General features: G+C 45.6%; 18 protein-coding genes, 1 tRNA gene and 1 pseudogene. 10 read left to right on the top strand and 10 right to left on the bottom strand.

Going from position 1 to position 20,638, the window contains the following annotated elements; genetic code table 11:
• Positions 1–21: 21 nt before the first annotated feature.
• Positions 22–864 (bottom strand): alpha/beta fold hydrolase, encoded by an 843-nt coding sequence (locus IAQ59_RS05375; RefSeq protein WP_209329749.1) that lies wholly within the window; start codon positions 862–864, stop codon positions 22–24.
• Between the two features lie 175 nt (positions 865–1,039).
• On the opposite strand from IAQ59_RS05375, the gene IAQ59_RS05370 reads away from it, so the two are divergent.
• From IAQ59_RS05370 to IAQ59_RS05360, 3 genes are all read left to right on the top strand, one after another.
• A complete protein-coding gene (locus tag IAQ59_RS05370) occupies positions 1,040–1,804 on the top strand; it encodes a LytR/AlgR family response regulator transcription factor (RefSeq protein WP_209329748.1) in 765 nt (254 codons plus the stop codon).
• Between the two features lie 8 nt (positions 1,805–1,812).
• On the top strand, positions 1,813–2,982 hold the full coding sequence (locus IAQ59_RS05365) for a helix-turn-helix domain-containing protein (protein ID WP_209329747.1): 1,170 nt from the start codon (positions 1,813–1,815) through the stop codon (positions 2,980–2,982).
• Between the two features lie 103 nt (positions 2,983–3,085).
• Positions 3,086–4,294 carry an acyltransferase family protein gene (locus tag IAQ59_RS05360; protein ID WP_209329746.1) on the top strand — a complete coding sequence of 403 codons (1,209 nt, stop codon included), beginning with the start codon at positions 3,086–3,088 and terminating at the stop codon, positions 4,292–4,294.
• Positions 4,295–4,826: 532 nt separating this feature from the next.
• Here the strand turns inward: IAQ59_RS05360 and IAQ59_RS22295 are convergent.
• The 4 genes and pseudogenes from IAQ59_RS22295 to IAQ59_RS05345 form a co-directional block, all read right to left on the bottom strand.
• Positions 4,827–5,120 (bottom strand): annotated as a pseudogene (locus tag IAQ59_RS22295) (HepT-like ribonuclease domain-containing protein); the annotation flags it as partial.
• 121 nt (positions 5,121–5,241) lie between these two features.
• Positions 5,242–5,517, bottom strand: coding sequence for a nucleotidyltransferase family protein (locus IAQ59_RS05350; protein ID WP_342450683.1), 276 nt, complete (start codon positions 5,515–5,517; stop codon positions 5,242–5,244).
• A gap of 158 nt (positions 5,518–5,675) precedes the next feature.
• Entirely contained in the window at positions 5,676–5,882 is a 207-nt protein-coding gene (locus tag IAQ59_RS22730) for a DUF6577 family protein (RefSeq protein WP_425342600.1), read from the bottom strand.
• A gap of 406 nt (positions 5,883–6,288) precedes the next feature.
• A tRNA-Met gene (locus tag IAQ59_RS05345) sits at positions 6,289–6,361 on the bottom strand.
• A gap of 318 nt (positions 6,362–6,679) precedes the next feature.
• Here IAQ59_RS05345 and era point away from each other — a divergent pair.
• Positions 6,680–7,570: a GTPase Era gene (gene era / locus IAQ59_RS05340; protein ID WP_209329745.1), complete on the top strand. Its 891-nt coding sequence runs from the start codon at positions 6,680–6,682 to the stop codon at positions 7,568–7,570.
• A 13-nt stretch (positions 7,571–7,583) separates the two neighbouring features.
• Entirely contained in the window at positions 7,584–8,897 is a 1,314-nt protein-coding gene (der, locus tag IAQ59_RS05335; protein WP_209329744.1) for a ribosome biogenesis GTPase Der, read from the top strand.
• Positions 8,898–8,955: 58 nt separating this feature from the next.
• Here the strand turns inward: der and IAQ59_RS05330 are convergent, their stop codons facing one another.
• The 4 genes from IAQ59_RS05330 to IAQ59_RS05315 are packed head-to-tail and all read right to left on the bottom strand — an operon-like array spanning position 8,956 to position 12,554.
• On the bottom strand, positions 8,956–10,116 hold the full coding sequence (locus tag IAQ59_RS05330) for a DUF4221 family protein (RefSeq protein ID WP_209329743.1): 1,161 nt from the start codon (positions 10,114–10,116) through the stop codon (positions 8,956–8,958).
• 47 nt (positions 10,117–10,163) lie between these two features.
• Entirely contained in the window at positions 10,164–10,805 is a 642-nt protein-coding gene (rsmG, locus tag IAQ59_RS05325) for a 16S rRNA (guanine(527)-N(7))-methyltransferase RsmG (RefSeq protein WP_209329742.1), read from the bottom strand.
• 19 nt (positions 10,806–10,824) lie between these two features.
• Positions 10,825–11,436, bottom strand: a complete 612-nt coding sequence (locus IAQ59_RS05320) for an RNA polymerase sigma factor (protein ID WP_209329741.1) — start codon at positions 11,434–11,436, stop codon at positions 10,825–10,827.
• The gene (locus IAQ59_RS05315; RefSeq protein WP_209329740.1) at positions 11,427–12,554 is read right to left on the bottom strand and encodes a glycosyltransferase; all 1,128 of its coding nucleotides are present in this window, start codon (positions 12,552–12,554) and stop codon (positions 11,427–11,429) included. The genes IAQ59_RS05320 and IAQ59_RS05315 overlap by 10 nt, the downstream gene beginning before the upstream one ends.
• A 123-nt stretch (positions 12,555–12,677) precedes the next feature.
• On the opposite strand from IAQ59_RS05315, the gene tgt reads away from it, so the two are divergent.
• The 3 genes from tgt to IAQ59_RS05300 all read left to right on the top strand — a co-directional run bounded on the left by tgt (position 12,678) and on the right by IAQ59_RS05300 (position 15,876).
• Complete coding sequence (tgt, locus tag IAQ59_RS05310) at positions 12,678–13,808, top strand: tRNA guanosine(34) transglycosylase Tgt (RefSeq protein ID WP_209329739.1); 1,131 nt, start codon at positions 12,678–12,680, stop codon at positions 13,806–13,808.
• A 72-nt stretch (positions 13,809–13,880) separates the two neighbouring features.
• Complete coding sequence (locus IAQ59_RS05305; RefSeq protein WP_209329738.1) at positions 13,881–14,954, top strand: LptF/LptG family permease; 1,074 nt, start codon at positions 13,881–13,883, stop codon at positions 14,952–14,954.
• A 1-nt stretch (position 14,955) separates the two neighbouring features.
• Positions 14,956–15,876 carry a DMT family transporter gene (locus IAQ59_RS05300; RefSeq protein ID WP_209329737.1) on the top strand — a complete coding sequence of 307 codons (921 nt, stop codon included), beginning with the start codon at positions 14,956–14,958 and terminating at the stop codon, positions 15,874–15,876.
• Positions 15,877–15,884: 8 nt separating this feature from the next.
• Here the strand turns inward: IAQ59_RS05300 and ispE are convergent, their stop codons facing one another.
• On the bottom strand, positions 15,885–16,691 hold the full coding sequence (gene ispE, locus IAQ59_RS05295) for a 4-(cytidine 5'-diphospho)-2-C-methyl-D-erythritol kinase (protein ID WP_209329806.1): 807 nt from the start codon (positions 16,689–16,691) through the stop codon (positions 15,885–15,887).
• Between the two features lie 561 nt (positions 16,692–17,252).
• Between ispE and ilvD the strand changes: the two genes are divergently transcribed.
• Together ilvD and ilvB are read left to right on the top strand one after the other, a co-directional pair.
• Positions 17,253–18,935 (top strand): dihydroxy-acid dehydratase, encoded by a 1,683-nt coding sequence (gene ilvD / locus IAQ59_RS05290; RefSeq protein WP_209329736.1) that lies wholly within the window; start codon positions 17,253–17,255, stop codon positions 18,933–18,935.
• A gap of 5 nt (positions 18,936–18,940) precedes the next feature.
• Positions 18,941–20,635, top strand: a complete 1,695-nt coding sequence (ilvB, locus tag IAQ59_RS05285) for a biosynthetic-type acetolactate synthase large subunit (RefSeq protein WP_209329735.1) — start codon at positions 18,941–18,943, stop codon at positions 20,633–20,635.
• The last annotated feature ends 3 nt before the right edge of the window (positions 20,636–20,638 follow it).

Here is a 20,638-nt window from a genome sequence, read left to right as displayed (position 1 = left end):
TTTGTGGTAGTGGAGGGAGGTTTAGTTGTTCAAAATCCGGGCTTTTATTTCGCCGATGATCAGCTCAGGCTGATCTATATGCAAATAGTGGGAGCTTTGCACCTGAATATGCTTCGAACCTGGAATTAACAACGCGTATTGACCATGAAGTAGGCTTTTCAATTGGATATCCTCCCAAGTTTCTTCTGGGTTTTGCTTTAGTGCTGTGATTACCGTAACTGGTGCTGAGGGAAGCGGTGCAGCTTTGACCTGCTCGGCAGTTTTCAGTGAAGCGATAAACTCCCGCTTACTCCCTTCTTTGAGCCCCATATCCTGAGCGATCTGAGTCAACAGTTGCTCCGGTGTCAATCCACCCAAGTCTACTTCTTTCAGAGCGAGAATTTTATCCTCCAACGTGTAGTCTAGAAGAATCATTCCAGATACCAAGTGTGGGTATTTACCTGCAAAAATCCGTGCATAAAGCCCTCCAATCGAATGGCCAACGAGAAGATAAGGAGGCTTCAACTCACTCTTTTCGAGAAGCTTTCTCAGTTCGATCGCCATATCCAATCCCGTAGAAGGATGTCCTGCTTGAGTGGATTGTCCTACTCCAGCCCGGTCATAAGACAAGGTTTGAAAATCTCCAGCCAGTTCCTTTTGGATTATGTTCCAAGTGCCCAACTCGTCTCCAAGTCCAGAAAGGAAAACAATGGAATGACCATATCTTCCATGGGTTTTGGCATAGAGCTTATATCCATCCATTTCAACCCATTCTAACTTGGACTTGGGAATTCCGGGTTCAGCATCGATTCTGAACGTGCAGGATAGAAGCCCCATGAGCAGGAGCATTGCGGATGGTAGGAAAGAGATTTGTCGGTAGTTCATTGTGGTTTTGTTTGTTTTTGTTGGGTCAAAATTGATCATTGTCCTACAGCCGGGAAACAAAAGGACGATGAATGCCGGATTTTTTCGGCCGAGACCTAAAAAGTGAAGCTCCAAGCCTGGAGAGGTCTAGGATAAATTTTGGGAAATTTCTAATTTACGGATGAATTGTTTGCTTATGAAAGTCGTAATTATTGAAGATGAGCGCCTTGCAGTAGATCGGGTAAAGGGATTTTTGGAAAAATATAACGCTCAGATAGAATTACTTGCAGACCTTCCCTCGGTCAAAAAAGCGGTGGAATGGTTTACATCCAATCCTTTTCCAGATTTGATCCTCTTGGATATCCATCTGGAAGACGGGCAGAGTTTTGGGATCTTTGAGCAGGTAGCGATTGAGTGCCCGGTTATTTTCATTACCGCCTATGACGAATACCTGATCAAGGCATTTAAGCTTAATAGTGTGGATTATTTACTCAAGCCTGTCAATTTTCAGGAGTTGAGCCAGGCTTTGGACAAGTTTAAGAAATACCACACTCCCAAAAAATCCTTCTCTCTGGCAGATATCCAGCAGATTCTTCATCCTTTGGTGGAGCAGAAAACGAATTACAAGGAGCGGTTTCTGGTCAGTTCAGGAAGTAAAATCCAAACCATCCCTGTGGAAGAGGTTGCTTACTTTTTCTCACAGGAGAAAATCACTTTTCTAGTCAATCGACTCGGACAGAAATTTCCGCTTGATCTTTCTCTGGATAAGCTTCAGGAAGTATTGGATCCATCCAAGTTTTTCCGGATTAACCGAAAATTCATCGCCAGCCTGGAAAGTATATCTCAAATCCATAAGTATTCACCTACCCGGTTGAAATTGGCACTTGTGCCCGACCCCAAGCAGGAAGTGTTTGTCAGCATTGAGCGCTATTCCCAATTTAAAGACTGGTTGGATCGGTAAATGAACTCATGATGGAACAGATCACTTTGCCACCGCTCCGCATCGATCTCTTCAGTGTTTTCATTTTCATGGGATTGATGCAGGCTATGTATTTGGGCTTGGTCTATCTCGTTTTCCCTGCGAAGCGGACCCAAACCTCGGTGTTGCAAGGATTGCTGCTCTGGAGTATGGGGGGTTTTCTCTTGGAGATTTTTATGATGTATTCGGGTCGGATTTCCCATGCCTGGTTTTTGGTGGATTTCTCGGAGCCCTTGGGCTTTTTGATAGGTCCGCTGTTTTATGGGGTCATTCTTTGCCTGACTAGGGGAAAACTGCTGGCAAAGTTTTGGACTCATTTCGTTCCTTTTTTCGCCTACACGCTGTACATGATTCCCTTTTGGGCGCTACCAAATGAGGCTAAATACAATTCCTGGATTTCTGCTTACCACCCGGGATTGCCCCGAATTGATTTCACGCATCCTTATCCCTCCGATCCTTTATTGATTCGAGAGTTTGTCACTCCGATTACGCTTTTGTCGGTGGCTGTTTACGGATTGCTTTGTCTTCGTGAGGTTTCGGGATTTTTCTCCAGTCAACAAGCATCCATCTGGAAACCCATCACTGAAGCCCAAAAGCGACTTCGGATTGTACCTTTCATTCTGGTGACTGTTTTGATTTTTGTGACAGGGGTGAAAATCTTCAATCTAGAGGATACCGGGGATCATTGGTATGCAGCTTACATGGCTTTCACGGTGTATTTGACGAGTTTCCTGCACATCCGCAACTCCCATCTGGAGCATGCAGATCTCAAAACACCCGAGAAATACCAAAGTTCTAAGTTGGATGAGGAGACAAAAAAGGAACTCATCGAGAAGGTCAAACAGATTTTGGAAAAGGATCTGCCCTACCTGAATCCTGATTTTTCCCTTCCAAGTCTTGCCAAGGAAGCCAAAACCAGCGTGCATGCGCTGTCCCAAGCAATCAATGAGGGTTTTGGAAAAACATTTTTTGAGCTTACTGCGGAATACCGGGTCAAAGAGGCCTGCCGAATTCTGCAAACTGAGGAAGGAGCATACCTCAAAATGGAGGAAATCGCCGAACGAGTGGGCTACAGTTCCAAATCTTCCTTCAACACGGTATTTAAAAAACAAATGGGCATGACGCCCTCAGAATTCAGGAAAACAGTTCAAACGGGCTGAAATACGCGTTCGACTTTATCAAATCGTACGCTGACTTGATAAAATCAGTCGTCAGACGGAAAGAGATTTTGGAGGTTTGACCCATCAAAACCAAAAAGATCTCATGGAAATACAAGCAACTATCAGACGACACGATTTGGACTGGCTCCGGTTTTTTGCCATCATTCTCCTTCTTTTCTACCACACCGGTATGTGGTTTAGCACTTGGGGATGGCATGTCAAAAATGAAGAAACCAGCCTCGTCTTTAATTATTGGATGATCTGGTCTCATGACTGGAGAATGCCTTTGCTGCTGTTTATCTCCGGGGCAGGCACCTACATGGCTTTAGGTAAGCGCACCAAAACCCAGTTTGTCAAAGAGCGATTCAAGCGGTTGTTTGTTCCTTTGGCATTCGGGATGTTTGTGATTGTACCTCCACAGATCTATTTCGAGCGAATTCAGGAGTATTCAAGCTTTTGGGAATTTTACCCGACCACTTTTGATTTTGAACCTTACCCCAAAGGCAATTTCAGCTGGCATCATTTGTGGTTTATCGCCTATTTGTTGGTCTTTTCGATCTTGATTTTGCCCTTATTGGTATTTCTGCGAAAGCCAGCCTCTCAGGCATTCAAAAACTTTCTTGAACGGATTTTCACCACCCCTGCTGGAGCTCTGTTAATTCCTTCGGGCTTGATTTTGATCAGCCAATTATTGCTGAGGCCATATTTTCCGGAGGAAACCCACGACTTTCAGGATTGGGCCTACTTCGTCTTTTATTTTCTTTTCTTCGCTTTTGGGTTGATTTTCTACAGCAATCCGAACCTCTGGGATAGTTTGGGCAAAAACCGGAAAGTATTCCTAAGTGCTGCCCTTTTGATTTTGATTCCATTTTATGGTTCATATCTCCATTTCAGGGGAATTTGGCAACTGCCCATGACTTCAGAAGATTTGGCCACCTTCTTTGATATCACCTCGATTTTCTTGAGTTGGTTTACGGTCTCGGCAATTATTGCATATGGTCAATTTTACCTGAATCGATCCCATCCCCTCCTGAAGTATGTGAACGAAGGAGTGTATCCTTTCTACATACTCCATCAAACCGTGATTATTGTGGTTGGCTATTATGTGTGTAAGTGGGATTTATCGATTTGGTCAAAGTATTGGGTCATCTCTTTTGCCACTTTGGAAATCTGTTTGGGCATCTACATTGGGCTGATCAGACCCTTTAATGGAATGAGATTTTTATTTGGGATGAAGCCGTTTAAATCTGGAATAAGTGAACGGGAAACACTGAATATCAAAGAATCCGCCCTATCCAGTTTCCTAAAGTAAATGCTTTCAAGGCTTGTTGATCATAATTACTAATCCTTTAGGTAGATATATAATATTTACATTTGAAACATATAATTTGGGCGAATTGGTATTTGGAGGTCACTATGGATTGAATTTGTCGCCAACGCATTTTGAATAAGGAATAAACCGAATGGATAATATGTGGATACACTTGGTCAAATGTACTTTCCTTGCTGCTAAATCTTGCCAAACGGAAGTCCGATGCATGTCAATAGAAAAACGAGCCTTAGCGAGAAGATGAAAGAAACATAACGTTGATCTGTGTCCGCCAAGTTGGATAAGCGTTGGACAAGCTTCCAACTGCTTTGATTAGGGCAAAAAAGGAAACATCTAGAAAGACCGACGCTATGCCAATATTTGCAAACTGTGGGAAGAAGTCAAACCATGTAAAGACCAAAGCAGAAAAAGGCTTGCAGAGCAGTAAAAGTCATCCCAAGTTCTGTTTCCATCGCCGAAAAATTCACTTAAGCGATCTGCAGATCAGGGGTACGTGCCTTTTTTTATTTGAATTTCATCTGTTTATAATTTGCTCTTTAGCGGTCAGATGGAATCCCTGCCTATCGGCAGGCAGGTCGCACGAATTACAGTCGTCCCTCCGTGTGTCGCTTGCGTCATGCTCGATTTCATCAGCTAAAACAGGAATGTTCTTTTGAATTATTCCCCACAACATCTCAGGTTCAACCGAGTCATAGGCGTGGGAAATGATATTTCTTAATCCGATGATGTTTTTAGAAGCCGTGATTTGATGGATTGGGCTGATCGCCATCATTTGCCGTACCGCTTCTCCGATAATCTCTAAATCCCGCTCGACTGCCCGCTACAAAATGATATCATCAAAAAAATTTTGGAAGTCGTTATGAGTTTTTTGCTTAATAGACTCTATCTCCTCAATGATGCTTTCAATAGCTAAAATTTATTGGAGTAGTTTAGGCTGCATACAAATCCACCTTTGACTGGTAAACCTCTTTTTTTAAAATGGGGTTCTTAAGTGATTTGCTAGACACAAGATCTACCTTTCTATTCAAAATTTCTTGGAGCTGATCTAGCAACGAAAAGTAGTTGTCGGCATATTCCAGGACATCAATATCATTAGAAAACTCAACGAGTAGATCTATGTCGCTGTCTTCATTCATGGTACTCTTTGCAGCTGAACCAAATAGAGAAAGAGCCCCGACGTGATGTTGCTGACAGGCTGCTTTTATCTAATCCAGTTTATTTTGAACCAATTCGGTCATAGCTCAAAGATACGTGAAATTTCAAATATTTGAGTTGTAAACATCAGATTTATACCCCATGGGCGGAACTATCCAGTTCAGGTTTCTTTCTCCTTCTACTGGCACCAATCTATTTTTTTCAAATTCTATGAACTGGTAAATCTACCAGGTTGATGAAGCATAAACTCGTTTATTACCGAAGTGCTCCAGATACAGATTGAAACGAAAGGGAATTCTGAGGCCAGTTTTTTGAAGATGAAAAAAGGACCCTGTTTCCAGTATCCTTTAAAGTAGCGGGAACAGGACTCGAACCTGTGTCCGCCTAGGCGGATATGATCCCTTCGAGCTGGCAACTGTTGCTCCGGTCGGTTCAAAAAAAAAGGACACCGTTTCCAGTGTCCTTTGTAGTAGCGGGAACAGGACTCGAACCTGTGTCCGCCTAGGCGGATATGATCCCGTCGAGCTGGCAACTGTTGCTCCGGTCGGTTCAAAAAAAAAGGACCCTGTTTCCAGTGTCCTTTATAGTAGCGGGAACAGGACTCGAACCTGTGTCCGCCTAGGCGGATATGATCCCTTCGAGCTAGCAAGGGCCACTCCGGTCGGTTCAAAAAAAAAGGACCCTGTTTTCAGTGTCCTTTGTAGTAGCGGGAACAGGACTCGAACCTGTGTCCGCCTAGGCGGATATGATCCCGTCGAGCTAGCAAGGGCTGGTCCGGTCGGTTCAAAAAAAAAGGACCCTGTTTTCAGTGTCCTTTGTAGTAGCGGGAACAGGACTCGAACCTGTGACCTTCGGGTTATGAGCCCGACGAGCTACCAACTGCTCCATCCCGCGATATATCTTTAGTTGAAAATGTCTCGCTATTTAATTTGTTATCAGCATCGTTTTGCTGAAATCGTGGTACAAAAGTAGGTGTATTTTTGGTGAAATGCAAGGGATTGTTGGAATTTAATTTGGAGCCAGGGGTGTCTTTACATGGCTTCGTGCTGACTTTGAGGGATTTGGGCAAGGTGTTTTCTTCGGGCATTTTTTTGGTGTTTTTTTCGGTAACCTAAAAAAACGCTGTTTCACAGCCAAACTTTCTTTGGTTTATTCCCGGTTCTTTGGTGCCACACGGAAAAAAACAAGTACCTTTGCAGAAAAATTATTGTCATGACCGAAAACACACACAAGGCGGGCTTTGTCAACATCATAGGGAAGCCAAATGTAGGCAAATCCACGCTGATGAATGTGCTCATAGGTGAAAGACTTTCGATTATCTCCTCCAAGGCGCAGACCACCCGGCACCGTATCATGGGCATCATCAACGACGACCATTATCAGATCGTCTTTTCCGATACCCCGGGTATGTTGAAGCCCAAGTACGAACTGCACAAAAACATGATGAGCTTTGTGCACATGTCCCTGGAGGATGCCGACGTGATTCTTTTCGTAACCGATCTATTTGAAACCGACGAGGAAATAGAAGACGTACTGGAAAAGATCAACGAATCCGGCGTATCGGTGTTGCTAGTGATCAACAAAATTGACCTGAACAAAGAAAACAGGTTGGAGGAAGTGACCGCCTACTGGACTCAGCGATTGAAGACAGACACCGTTATACCGATATCAGCTACCGAATCTTTCAATACCGAGCGGATTCTTCAGGAAATACTCGACCGTTTGCCGGTTCACGAGCCCTTTTACGACAAGGATGAACTTACCACACGTCCGGAGCGCTTTTTCGCCTCTGAAATCATCCGGGAGAAAATCTTCCTAAACTACAAAAAGGAAATCCCCTACAGCACGGAGGTGGCCATCGAGGATTTTGTGGAAGACAAAAAAATCATCCGAATCCGTGCCGTGATCTATGTGGAGCGCAGCAGCCAAAAGGGCATAGTGATAGGCGAAGGTGGCAAGGCACTCAAGCGTGTAGGTATACAGGCCAGGGAGGAGATGGAAAAATTTTTCGACAAACAGGTATTTCTCCAAACCTTTGTGAAGGTGGAAGAGGACTGGCGAAAGAACAAAAACAAATTGAAGCGATTTGGTTACGACCAATAATACGATATAAAAAATGGCAAATATAGTGGCAATAGTGGGTAGACCCAATGTGGGAAAATCTACCTTTTTCAATAGACTGGTAGAGGAGCGTAAAGCTATCGAAGATAACCTAAGCGGTGTCACCCGGGACCGGCATTATGGCCATGCACAGTGGGGGGGGAAGTTTTTCTCTGTAGTCGATACCGGAGGATACGTTACCGGATCGGACGACGTCTTTGAAAAGGAAATACGCAAGCAGGTCAAATTGGCCATCGAGGAAGCCTCCGTGATCCTGTTCGTGGTGGACTGCATCGACGGGCTGACCGATTTGGACAAGGAGTTTGCCGACGAGCTCAGAAGTTCGAAGAAGCCCATTTATCTGGTGGCGAATAAGGCAGACGATCTCGACAAGATGCTTATGGCAAATGAATTCTATGCTTTGGGTGTGGGGCACGAGCAGATTTTTCCCATTGCTGCCGTAAATGGGAGTGGTATAGGTGACCTTCTTGACGAGGTCATCAAGAACTTTCAGGATACCGGAGACGAAGATCCGGATTTTGGCGTTCCAAAGATCGCCGTACTGGGTCGCCCGAATGTAGGTAAATCCTCCTTTCTCAATGCGCTGCTGGGTACGGAACGCTCCATCGTGACAGACGAGGCAGGAACCACCCGCGATGCGATCCATACAAGGTACAAGCTTTACGGGAAGGATTTTATCATCACCGACACGGCGGGTATTCGGAAGAAAGCCAAAGTTAAAGAAGATATCGAGTTTTACTCTGTGATGCGTTCCATGCGTACACTGGAAGACTCGGACGTGGTGGTCATCATGGTGGATGCCACAAGGGGACTGGAGGCACAGGATGTGAACTTGATTTCCCTTGCCATCAAAAACAACAAGGGGATCATGATCATGGTAAACAAGTGGGACCTCATCGAAAAGGACCATAAGACCATGCAGACCTTCAAGGACGAGATGATGGAGAAGCTTGGGGAAAATAAGTGGATACCCATCATTTTCATTTCAGCACTCACCAAGCAGCGGATTTTTCAGGCGATCGAGTTGGCAAACGAAGTGTATGACAACAAAACCCGGAAGGTAACCACTTCCAAGCTCAATGAGTTGATACTGCCGGAGATCGAAAAGTACCCTCCTCCGGCAATCAAAGGAAAATATATCAAGATCAAGTACATCACGCAGCTACCTACCAAAAACCCGGTATTTGCGTTTTTCTGTAACCTGCCCCAGTACATCAAGTCGCCTTATACGCGCTATCTGGAGAACAGGATCCGTGAAAACTTCGATTTTAAAGGGGTCCCGATTAAGATCGTGTATAAGAAAAAGTAGCCACTCCTTGGGTGAAATTAGTCCAATTTGCCGTAAAGTCACCTCCCAAAAGATGTTTTTACGGCAAATCTTTATGCAATACCAACCTTAGAAAGGCGATTTCATCGTTTAGGTTTAGGAACGTCCAGATTTTTCCATCCTTGCTAAAACTAAATACAGGTGCTTCGTTTAGGGGTTCCAGCGGATATTCCTTGGAAAGTGTGAAATTGGTATCAATAACCGAAAGGTATACTTGCTGCTCGATCCGTTTGGGGTAGAGACCGTCTTTGGACCTCTCGAAGGTAGTCGTATGGCTGAAGCGGTAGTAGACTTGATTGTCATTGTCCCAAAAAGGAGGATGGAATGATATATCACCGTATAATTTGCGAAAGGTCGCTTGGAATTGAGCTGGGTCCGAAGTTTGGATCGATCCGGTTGTTGTTTTATGCTTCGGTGATAGGCTGTGGGGAAATTCCTTGAAAATGAGTTTTTCGGTTCTAGGTTCGTAAAGGTATAGATCGGAGCTGACATCTGTGCTGAGACAGATGTATTGCCCAAGGAGTGTCACGTAGACCCTCGGTGCCCAAAGGTCAAACTGAGTTCCGTCATCAAAAACCAACGAGTAGTCAGAGAAATTGTCCCAGGCAGACAGCGGAGTGGTCGATTTGATGGAATTGTCCATGAGATCTAGCACCGTAAACTCAAAGTTCTTTCCCGGATACTCATTTGTGATGCCAAATACCAAGTTAGGAAAGTCGGGATACATGATTTCATACATAAAATCACGACCGGCTGGGGTCACCGAAGACTTGATCAAGGTAAGGTTCTCCAACAGACCGGTTCTGCGTCCTTGCAAGTCCATTACATAGGGAGCAGGCCATCCCTTGAAAAACAGCAGTTGATCTGAAAGTGCCAAAATCCCCCCTTTGCCCCGCTGACCAATTCCGTTCGGACCTTCCCGCTCTAAAGGGACTTTATGGGACAGGATATACTTGTCGAGATCTACGACTTCCAAAGACGGTTCGTCGACGTTGAAATTGTACAAGGTACTCAGGTCGGAAGAAACGGTGGCAGTACTAAGGCTCCAGTTTAAAAAAAGCAGTTCACCCTTTGAATCGATCGATACGGTGTCGTAGATTGAAACTTGGTTATAGGAGGTATTATTTGACGTTGGTTTGGTGCATCCCAATAGGGCCATTCCTCCAAGGATGCAAATACCGGTTAGAATGCTTTTTCCCATACTATTTCCGATTGACACTTGGAAAGTTAGGACAAAAAAATGAAATTTTACCGTTTGCCCTCGTAGGGTATATAGACGACTTTCTTTGTCTCGAAAAACTTCTCTTTGAAGTAATCTTCCAGGTGGTAGCTGATGTAGCTTACATTCATTTCTTCCAGCTCTTCGTCCACATCCCCTCCCTTCAGGTAGAAGATGCCGTTTTGGAATTCTGGATCTATGTCTTCTTTTCGGAACTTGCCTTTCACCCAAGGGAAAAAATTGGCCATTTGGGTGACGGCACGGCTTACGACAAAATGGTATTTGCGGTTAAGTTCCTCCGCACGGGTTTGCTGAGGCTCCACATTTTGTAACTTCAGCGTCTTCACTACGTCCTTAACCACCGTGATTTTCTTTCCTATGGAATCCACTAGATGAAACGATGCTTCAGGGAAGAGGATAGCCAAGGGTATGCCGGGGAATCCACCACCTGTGCCAATGTCCAAAATTTTGGTCTCCGGCCGAAACTGCACCACCTTCGCAATTCCCAAGGAATGCAGCACATGGTGCAGGTAGAAGTGATCCATGTCTTTTCGGCTGATCACATTGATCTTGCTGTTCCAATCGGCATAAAGCTCGCCGAGTTTGGTGAATTGCTCCTGTTGGGTCTCCGTAAGCCCCGGGAAATAAGAAAAAATCAGTTGAACGTCCATTGACGGCTAAGGTGATGGGTTAGATGTGTTTGCTTTTGCCCTGGGCAATTTCGTAGAGTAATTCACGTGATCGGTGAAGCTGTGCTTTGACAGTCCCTAATGGCTTGCCTAGCTCCTCGGCGATTTCATCATAGGACAGTTCGTCGAAATAGCGGAGCTTTACAAGCTTTCGGTATTTTGCCGGCAGCTTGTCCACAAAAATACGCACCATTTCAATTCGCTGGGTCTTAATAAATTCGTCCTGTGGGTTATTGTCATCGTCTTCCACGTCGATATTTACCGAATTGCCGCCATCATCGGTCAGCGTGTTATTTAGGCTCATCGTCTTGAGCTTTTTCTTTCGGATGAAGTCAATGGCGTTATTTGTGGCTATGCGAAAGAGCCACGTGCTGAAGGTGTAGTCTTTCTTAAACTTGTGAAGGTTTCGGAAGGATTTCGCAAAGGCTTCCATCGTGAGGTCTTCGGCATCATCGGTGTCCCGTATCATTTTCAGGATCATGAAGTAAACCGCCTTTTTGTAACGCTTCATCAGCGTGGCATAGGCCTGCTGATCCTTGTCCCTGACGGCCCGATCGATCAGGTCAAAATCCTCTAACGCCTTGTCTGAAAACTCTCTTTCGTTTATTTCCATCTAACTGTTTTTGACAGATACCCTTTGGTTCCGATAATCCAAAAATAGATCAAATACATAAAATCAAAAAACATGGTCCAAAGCACTTTGCCCACACCTTCTAATTTCTTTCTTGTATTTCGGAGTATCGCATATTGCAATGCAGCTCTCAGCAAAACCAACCCGGAAACCAACGCAATTGGTTCCCATGAGCGCTGCATTGTGAGCAGGATGATGCCGCTGCCCCAAAACACCAAGTGTGTAAACGTATAAATACCCAGTTTTAGTTTATCTTTTAACCGATAATATTTTCCGGCCTGAAAATGCCTCCTTTTTTGGGTGAAAAATTCACTGAAAGTGGTTTTGGGCTGGGACATGGTAACGCTTTCCGGGTGGATTACCACGGAGGTGTTCGTTTTATCTGCATGTTTGTTTACAAAAAGGTCATCGTCTCCCCCGACAACATGCCAAAGGCCGTGAAATGCTTTCTTTTCCATAAAGAAACTTTTCCGGTAGCAGAGATTCCTTCCTACTCCCATAAAAGGCGCCCGCCAAAGCCCAAAGGAAAAATAATACAGCGCGGTGAGCAAAGTTTCAAATTGGATCAGTTTGTTTAGTAATCCGGGTACCTCCAAGTAGGCGCCATGGCCCAAGGCGAAGGTTTTGTTTTGGGTTCGTACGGGGGCCGTCATCCGCTTAATCCATTGGTCGGAAACAGGGATACAATCTGCATCGGTGAGCAAGATCACATCATGGGATGCCACTTTGATGCCCAAGGTGAGTGCGTATTTTTTTGCCGTAACATGGTCGGGGACATACCGTATATGTACGGAACGTACGTTCGGGTAGCGGGATTCCTGCTCCCTCAGCCAGTCTTCCGTATCGTCTTTAGAACGGTCATTGACATACAGGATTTCGAAAGAAGGATAATCCTGTGCCATCAGGATCGGGAGTTGTTTTTGCAGGTTTTCTAATTCGTTTCTTGCTGCTATCAATATGGTCACCCCTTCCAACGAATCTACTGAGGGGATTTTTTGAGGTCTATTGGGGAAGAAAGCCAGTCTACCAAAAATGAAGAGCATGTACATTAACTGGACAGCTACCGCGAAAAAAAAGACCATCCACACTACTTCTTCCATACTTGGGTTTTTATTCAAGTGGCAAAGATAAAATCAAAATCGACAACTCTTTTGGCGAAATGCCTCTATTTTTGCGGAGATAAAAATAGTCAGGCATAACTTGCAGAATCAAACGGTTAACGAATGAATTTTACCCTCCATCACAAAGATGCCAACAGTAAGGCCCGTGCAGGCCACTTGGAGACTGCACACGGCGTAATCGAAACGCCCATTTTTATGCCTGTAGGTACTGCAGGTACGGTGAAGGCGGTGCATCAGCGTGAGTTGCGAGAAGATATAAAGGCTCAGATAATTTTGGGCAATACCTACCACCTTTACCTAAGGCCCGGGCTGGAAATCATGGAAGCTGCAGGGGGCTTGCATAAATTTATCGGTTGGGATAGGCCCATTTTGACCGATAGCGGGGGATACCAAGTGTTCTCACTAGCCGATAACCGTAAAATAACAGAAGAGGGGGTGTTGTTTAAATCGCATATAGACGGGTCAAAACATCGTTTTACACCGGAGAATGTCATGGACATTCAACGGGCGATCGGCGCAGACATCGTCATGGCCTTTGACGAATGCACGCCCTATCCCTGCGAACGGGGGTATGCAAAGAAATCCATGGATCTCACCCACCGTTGGTTATCACGATGTATACAGCGCTTTGACGAAACAGAAGGGAAATATGGTTATGCGCAGACCTTGTTTCCCATCGTACAGGGCAGCGTATTCAAAGACCTGAGAACCGAATCTGCCACTTTTGTGGCAGCGCAGGGAAGGGAGGGCAACGCCATCGGAGGACTTTCCGTGGGGGAACCTGCCGAATTGATGTACGAGATGACAGAGTGGGTTACGGCCATTTTGCCCGAGGACAAGCCTAGGTACCTGATGGGGGTGGGTACACCGGCGAATATCTTGGAATGCATTGCTCTGGGGGTGGACATGTTTGACTGTGTGATGCCAACGCGAAACGCCCGCAATGGGATGCTTTTTACCACGGAGGGAATCGTCAATATCCGAAATGAAAAATGGAAAGATGATTTCTCTCCCATAGACTTGGGGTTTGAAAGTGCCGTAAGCAATGGGTACACAAAGGCCTATTTACGGCACCTGACCATTTCGAAAGAAATGTTGGCAGCTCAGATTGCAAGCATTCACAACCTTTCCTTTTATTTGTGGTTGGTGGGGCAGGCCCGGGAGAAAATTAAGGCCGGTGAGTTTGCCTCTTGGAAGGCCGGGATGGTGGAGCGGGTGAGTCGCCGCCTGTAAATCATTGGCCAACCGAAGGTTTTACCTTTACGTAAGGAACAAAAGCAGCATTAGAAAGAAAGGTATACCAGTATGAAACTATTGGACAAACTGATCATTAAAGATTTCCTCAAAACCTATTTTTTTGTGGTTTTGATGCTGATCATGATTGTTCTTGTACTGGACTTTACGGAAAAAAACGATGCCTATATCCGGAATGATGTGCCGGCGTCGGAAATCCTGAAGTACATGATGAATTACGGGCTATACCTAAACAACCTGCTCACACCCATTACGGTGTTTATTTCCGTGATTTTCATTACTTCCAAAATGGCCGGCAGAACCGAGATTGTGGCGATTCTGAGCAGTGGGGTAAGTTTTATGCGTATGCTTGTCCCTTTTCTGTTTTCCGCCATCCTGATAGCCATCGTTGGGTTTCTGCTAAATGGGTGGGTGCTTCCGGTAGCTACCTTGGGGGTGTCTGATTTTAGGGTAAGGTATTTGGATGATAAGCGCAATTTTGACCAACAGAATATCCATATCAAAATAGCTCCGGACACCTATGCCTATATTTCGCGCTATTACACCTCAGGTAATCAAGGTTATAATTTCACCATGGAACAAATTAGGGATGGCGAGCTGATTGCAAAACTGTCTGCCGACCGGATAGTGTGGGATACCACCACCAATGCGTGGAGTGTACGAAACTGGAAGCTCCGCGAATTTAAAGAAATGCATGAGGAATGGACTACCGGTGAGCGGATGGATACGGTATTGTCGATCAAGCCGGAGGACTTTGACCTGCCCAAAAACCACCACGAGACCCTTACGCTACCCAAGCTGGAGGAACAGATAGAGATATTGTTGGATAGGGGGGCAGACAATATAAACTACTACCGGATAGAAAAATATGTGCGCTTTATGTCTCCCTTTGCGGCGATTATCTTGACCTTTATTGGGGTAATCGTCTCCTCCAAAAAGACGAGGGGTGGCTCTGGGTTTAAAATTGCGCTGGGCTTTTTGCTGGCGTTTGTCTACATTATTTTATTTTTGCTCTCCCGTACCTTTGCGGAAGCAGGCACCGCTTATCCGATTTTAGCGGTTTGGATACCGAACATGATTTTCGCACTGACAGGGTTGGTACTTTACAAGACAGTTCCCCGATAATATGATACAGGTAAGTTCACTGACGAAGGATTATCTCACCCTTCACCTGGTTATTCTTGTGTGGAGTTTTACTGGAATCCTTGGATTGTTGATCAGTGTCTCTGCGGTGGAGATCGTGTTTCACCGAACGTGGATCGCAGTGCTGACTTTGGGGCTGATTTTTTTCATACGGGGTCGTTCCGTGCGGCTAGGGCATAGGGAGATCCTTAAAATTATTCTGACAGGATTTTTGATCAGTGCACATTGGATTCTCTTTTTTTGGTCCACGAGGGTATCTACCGTTTCTGTCTGTTTGGCGGGTATAGCAACCTGTTCCCTGTGGACTTCGCTGCTGGAGCCATTGGCCAACCGAGCCAAGATTAAATGGATCGAAGTATTTTTGGGCTTGGTGGTGATTTTGGGACTGTACGTGATCTTCAGTTTTGAGTTTGGGTATTGGCTTGGCTTAAGCATGGCCGTGCTCTCCGCATTCATCTGTGCTTGTTTTATGGTGATCAATGGAAAATTAGCCAAGAGGCACAGCCATTATACCATCACATTTTACGAAATGATCGGGGCGTTTCTGTTTGCAGCGCTATTCATGCCCTTTTATTCCGCTTATTTCACCGAATCCGGAGTAGTCTTTTGGCCGCAAGGGATGGACTGGTTTTGGCTGCTCATCCTATCAACCGTATGTACCGTCTTTGCATTTACGGTATCGGTTGAGTTGATGAAGCGACTCACTGCATTTGCGGTGAATCTAACCGTTAATTTGGAGCCGGTGTATGGGATTCTGTTGGCTTTGCTGATTTTTGGGGAGTCTGAAAAGATGTCCTCAGCCTTTTATTGGGGCACCTTGATCATCCTTTCGGCGGTATGTTTATACCCGCTTATTAATTTCTATGAAAAACGAAAAGCTTCTAAGCGCCTGATGCGTGCATGAGAAGGGGGCTATAATTGAGTCCGAAAGCTAAAATTGGATACTTCGATCGCCGTTTGCGGTGGTTCTTTTTCAAACAGTCCAAATACCGACGAGCCAGAGCCTGACATGGCGGCGAAAAACGCACCCGAGTGATACAGTTCGTTTTTCAGGATATTGATTTTCGGGTGGTTGGGGAAAATGCTTTCTTCAAAATCGTTTTTCAGGCAGGATTTCCACTGCGAGGGCTTTTGCAGGCACTCTTCGAGTTTTGTGTCAATCGGTCTGGGCCTTACTCCGGCGTAGGCTTCTTTGGTGCCTATGTGAATGGAAGGATAGATCAGCAAAATCCATTTACCGCTTAGGTTCAGGCTGCTATCCTGCATTATTTCGCCCCTGCCACTCACCAGCCTAGGCCGATTGGTGATGAAGAAGGGGCAATCGCTGCCTATCTGAGCGGCATAATCCTCCAGTATCCAATCTTCTAAGTAGAGTTCAAACAGGGTATTCATGCTTTTTAAAGCAAACGCGGCATCGGAGGAACCTCCACCAAGTCCTGCCCCCATAGGGATATGCTTATGCAAATGAACCGAAATGGGCGGAAGGTCTGGAAAATCTTTCTTCAACAATCGATAAGCCTTGAGGATTAGGTTGTCATCCGGGTTGCCGGGGATGGGAATGCCGGAGGATTCAAACCGGTTTTTTTTGGCGATTTGGATCTCCAAAGCATCACATAGCGGTACCGGGTACATGCAGCTTTGGATTTCATGGTATCCGTCGGGTCGCTTAGCGGTGATGTAAAGCCCTAGGTTGATTTTGGCATTCGGAAAAACAATCATGCGAGGTACTAGTGTCTGTTCTGCTGCAAAGGTAGTGAATCGGAGATAGCAGGCCACAGCAGGCAAACTCAAATTGCCGGATAAAAAGAAAAAATTTTGAACGTAAAATAATATCCTTATCTTTAGGCTAAACTTTAGCCTGAAGAAAAACGGGTTTCCCTCTAAAATCCAACAGCAGAATATAATTTTGTATTTTTAACTAATTTGAATTATTTAGAAATAATATTTTCTGTTTTTTTAAAATATAAATTTAAATTTCCATTTTGTTCTAGAATCCTTTCGGTATGTTTTTTGGGGATATGAAAAAAAGAAATAAAATATTGTAAGTGTGAGATAAGGGTTTTAATATTGCATAATCAAACGCAACATAGGCCACGAAAGACCCCAAATCAGATATTAGGTATGTTCAGCATCGTCAGCATTATTAGCCTTGTCGTCATTCTCATCCAAAAAAGGTGAAGCGCTGAACTATTGTATAGAAATTAGAACAAAACAGTAAAGTGCTTCATCCAGGTGAAGCACTTTTTTTTATAAGCAATTAACAAACTATTCAGGAATCAGATGAGCAACTCGAAAAAATACAGCTGGGAAGTAAGTGATAATCAGGAGAACCCTGCTGCAATGGCCATGCTTTATGCTACCGGCCTCACGGACCAAAAGATGAAGCAGCCCTTTGTGGGCGTAGCAAGCTGTGGGTACGAGAGCAACCCCTGTAACATGCACCTGAACGATTTTGCCAGGGAGATCAAAGACGCCACCGTCAAGGCAAAACTTACTGGATTGGTGTTCAACACCATCGGTATCAGTGACGGTATCTCCATGGGTACGGCAGGCATGCGGTACAGCCTTCCATCCCGGGAGATCATCGCGGATTCTATCGAGTCATTTATATTAGGGCATTCTTTTGATGGTATCGTAGCGGTGGCAGGCTGTGATAAGAACATGCCAGGTGCGGTCATGGGTATGCTGCGGGTAAATCGCCCCGCCATCATGGTGTATGGTGGTACGATTCGTTCCGGAAAGTACAAAAACGAAAAGTTGAATATCGTGTCGGCCTTTGAAGCATACGGTAAAAAGATCAAAAACGAGATAAGTGACGAGGATTACATGGGCGTGATAAAAAACGCCTGTCCCGGTGCCGGTGCCTGCGGAGGCATGTATACCGCCAACACGATGTCTTCAGCCATTGAAGCGATGGGACTTTCGCTTCCTTACAGTTCTACCAATCCGGCGACTTCGCCCGAAAAGCGAAAAGAATGTCAAGATGCAGGTGAGTACATAAAGCTGTTGTTAGAAAAGGATATTAAGCCCAAGGATATAGTCACTCAAAAAAGCCTTGAAAATGCCGTTAGGGTAGTGGTTGCATTAGGTGGCAGCACCAATGCGGTATTGCACTTACTGGCGATTGCAAGGACTGCCGGTTTGGACTTTACGCTGGAGGATTTCAAGCGAATCAATGCGGAGACTCCGGTGCTGGGCGATTTCAAACCCAGTGGTAAATTTATGATGGAAGATTTGCACGAGATTGGAGGTCTACCGGCATTTATGAAATACTTTTTGGACAAAGGACTTCTCCATGGCGACTGCATGACCGTGACGGGCAAGACCTTGGCAGAGAATTTGAAGGATGTGCCGGCATTGGTGCCCTCCAAAGAGTCTGTTATCCACCCGATAGAACAGCCATTGAAGGAAACGGGACACTTGTGTGTCCTTACTGGAAACCTCGCTCCAGAAGGTTCTGTGGCTAAGATCTCCGGGAAGGAAGGCAAATCTTTTACCGGTAAAGCCAAGGTGTACGACAGCGAACACGAAGCCAATGAAGCCATGAAAGCCAAGCAGGTCGAAAAGGGTGATGTGGTGGTCATACGTTACGTGGGTCCGAAAGGAGGCCCTGGTATGCCCGAAATGTTAAAGCCAACATCGATCATCATTGGCGGTGGTTTGGGTGCAGATGTGGCGTTGATCACCGATGGACGGTTTTCCGGAGGAACACACGGATTTGTAGTAGGACACGTGACTCCCGAAGCCTATATGGGAGGTCCAATAGGATTGATCCAAAATGGGGATGAGATCACTATTGATGCAGATACACTGACCATCAGCTGCAACGTGACCGAAGAAGAGTTCGAAAAGCGCAGAAAAAATTGGAAAAATAAAGACTTGAGCCACCTAAGTGGAACGTTAAAAAAATATTCTCAGTTAGTATCTACAGCATCGGAAGGATGTATTACTGATAATGGATAATAATTATGAAAGATTCTAGAATAAGAGGGGCTGACATCGTTATTCGATCCCTGATCGCCGAGAATGCAAAATTCATCTTTGGCTATCCCGGTGGTGCAATTATGCCCGTATACGATGCGCTGTATGATTATGAAGACCAGATTCAGCATATCCTGACCCGTCACGAGCAAGGAGCAATCCACGCTGCGCAGGGGTATGCGAGAGTTTCCGGTAAAGTGGGCGTCTGCATGGCAACTTCTGGTCCCGGCGCTACCAATCTGATTACAGGTTTGGCAGATGCCTTGATCGACAGCACGCCCTTGGTCTGCATTACCGGACAAGTCTTTGCCCATCTGCTAGGAACTGACGCATTTCAGGAAACCGACGTGGTCGGCATGTCCATGCCTGGTACTAAGTGGAACATACAGGTACAGCGGGTGGAGGACATCGCTCCGGCCATTGCCAAAGGCTTTCACATAGCCCGTTCCGGACGTCCCGGACCGGTGCTCATTGATATTACGAAAAACGCCCAGAATGATTTGGGAGACTTTAATTACGTGCCCTGTCTGAATATTCGCTCCTACAAACCATATCCCAAAGTGGATGATGGGCAGGTGACGAAGGCAGCAGCATTGATCAACGAAGCTAAGCGTCCCTACTTGTTGTATGGACAAGGTGTATTGATCGGAAGGGCAGAGCAAGAATTGAAAGATTTCTTGGATAAGACGGGTATTCCGGCAGCCTGCACGTTGTTAGGAACAGGAGCCCTTTCAGAGGAGCATCCTAACTACGTGGGGAAATTGGGTATGCATGGGAATTATGGTCCCAATTTGCTGACCAATCAATGCGACGTCTTGATCGCTGTGGGGATGCGTTTTGATGACCGGGTAACGGGGGATTTGAGCCGTTATGCGAAGCAGGCAAAGGTCGTTCACCTCGAATTGGATCCTGCTGAAATTGATAAGAATGTAACCTGTACAGCGCCTGTATTGGGTAACTGCAAGGAGACCCTTGCCAAGCTTACGGAGATGGTCAGTGAGCGCAAGCATGAAGACTGGATCGCCAAATTCCGGGAGCTCGAAGCGGAGGAAAAACGTGTCGTTATTGGTAATGACCTTTTACCTACCAAGGAAGGCCTCACCATGGGGGAGGTGATCCGTCATGTCAATGAGTTTAAGGCAGACGATGCCATCTTGGTAACAGATGTGGGGCAACATCAAATGATCGCCTGGCGTTATTTTGAGTATAAAACCTCCCGGACACAAGTAACCTCCGGTGGATTAGGGACCATGGGTTTTGCGCTTCCCGCCGCCTTGGGGGCACAGCTGCACGATTACAATCGCCAAGTGGTTTGCGTGGTTGGGGACGGTGGCATACAGATGACCATTCAGGAGTTGGGCACCATTATGCAGACCAAAGCACCGGTAAAGGTAGTCTTGCTAAATAACAACTTCCTGGGAATGGTGCGGCAGTGGCAGCAGTTGTTTTTTGAAAAGCGTTATTCATTTACCGAGTTGGAAAACCCCGACTTCCCAAAGATAGCCGAAGCTTACCGCTTCAAGGTTCGGAAGGTGGAAAAAAGGGAAGACCTGAGAAACGCCGTGGCAGAGATGTTTATTCACGAAGGCCCTTACTTCCTGGAAGTGGTGGTCGAGAAGGAAGATAACGTGTTTCCCATGATAGCCGCGGGCAGCTCAGTAGAAGAAGTACGACTCAGTTAAGAC

This window comes from Lunatimonas salinarum (assembly GCF_017811155.1).
Classification (GTDB): Bacteria; Bacteroidota; Bacteroidia; order Cytophagales; family Cyclobacteriaceae; genus Lunatimonas; species Lunatimonas salinarum.
This window is presented reverse-complemented; position numbering and strand designations above follow the sequence as displayed.

Excerpts from the sequence above, each read along its gene's own strand:
- tgt (WP_209329739.1), top strand. The coding sequence starts at position 12,678 with ATGAATTTTACCCTCCATCACAAAGATGCCAACAGTAAGGCCCGTGCA.
- IAQ59_RS05305 (WP_209329738.1), top strand. The coding sequence starts at position 13,881 with ATGAAACTATTGGACAAACTGATCATTAAAGATTTCCTCAAAACCTAT.
- IAQ59_RS05320 (WP_209329741.1), bottom strand. The coding sequence starts at position 11,436 with ATGGAAATAAACGAAAGAGAGTTTTCAGACAAGGCGTTAGAGGATTTT.
- IAQ59_RS05360 (WP_209329746.1), top strand. The coding sequence starts at position 3,086 with ATGGAAATACAAGCAACTATCAGACGACACGATTTGGACTGGCTCCGG.
- ilvD (WP_209329736.1), top strand. The coding sequence starts at position 17,253 with ATGAGCAACTCGAAAAAATACAGCTGGGAAGTAAGTGATAATCAGGAG.
- IAQ59_RS05300 (WP_209329737.1), top strand. The coding sequence starts at position 14,956 with ATGATACAGGTAAGTTCACTGACGAAGGATTATCTCACCCTTCACCTG.
- der (WP_209329744.1), top strand. The coding sequence starts at position 7,584 with ATGGCAAATATAGTGGCAATAGTGGGTAGACCCAATGTGGGAAAATCT.
- rsmG (WP_209329742.1), bottom strand. The coding sequence starts at position 10,805 with ATGGACGTTCAACTGATTTTTTCTTATTTCCCGGGGCTTACGGAGACC.
- ispE (WP_209329806.1), bottom strand. The coding sequence starts at position 16,691 with ATGATTGTTTTTCCGAATGCCAAAATCAACCTAGGGCTTTACATCACC.
- ilvB (WP_209329735.1), top strand. The coding sequence starts at position 18,941 with ATGAAAGATTCTAGAATAAGAGGGGCTGACATCGTTATTCGATCCCTG.
- era (WP_209329745.1), top strand. The coding sequence starts at position 6,680 with ATGACCGAAAACACACACAAGGCGGGCTTTGTCAACATCATAGGGAAG.
- IAQ59_RS05365 (WP_209329747.1), top strand. The coding sequence starts at position 1,813 with ATGATGGAACAGATCACTTTGCCACCGCTCCGCATCGATCTCTTCAGT.
- IAQ59_RS05370 (WP_209329748.1), top strand. The coding sequence starts at position 1,040 with ATGAAAGTCGTAATTATTGAAGATGAGCGCCTTGCAGTAGATCGGGTA.
- IAQ59_RS05315 (WP_209329740.1), bottom strand. The coding sequence starts at position 12,554 with ATGGAAGAAGTAGTGTGGATGGTCTTTTTTTTCGCGGTAGCTGTCCAG.
- IAQ59_RS05375 (WP_209329749.1), bottom strand. The coding sequence starts at position 864 with ATGAACTACCGACAAATCTCTTTCCTACCATCCGCAATGCTCCTGCTC.
- IAQ59_RS05330 (WP_209329743.1), bottom strand. The coding sequence starts at position 10,116 with ATGGGAAAAAGCATTCTAACCGGTATTTGCATCCTTGGAGGAATGGCC.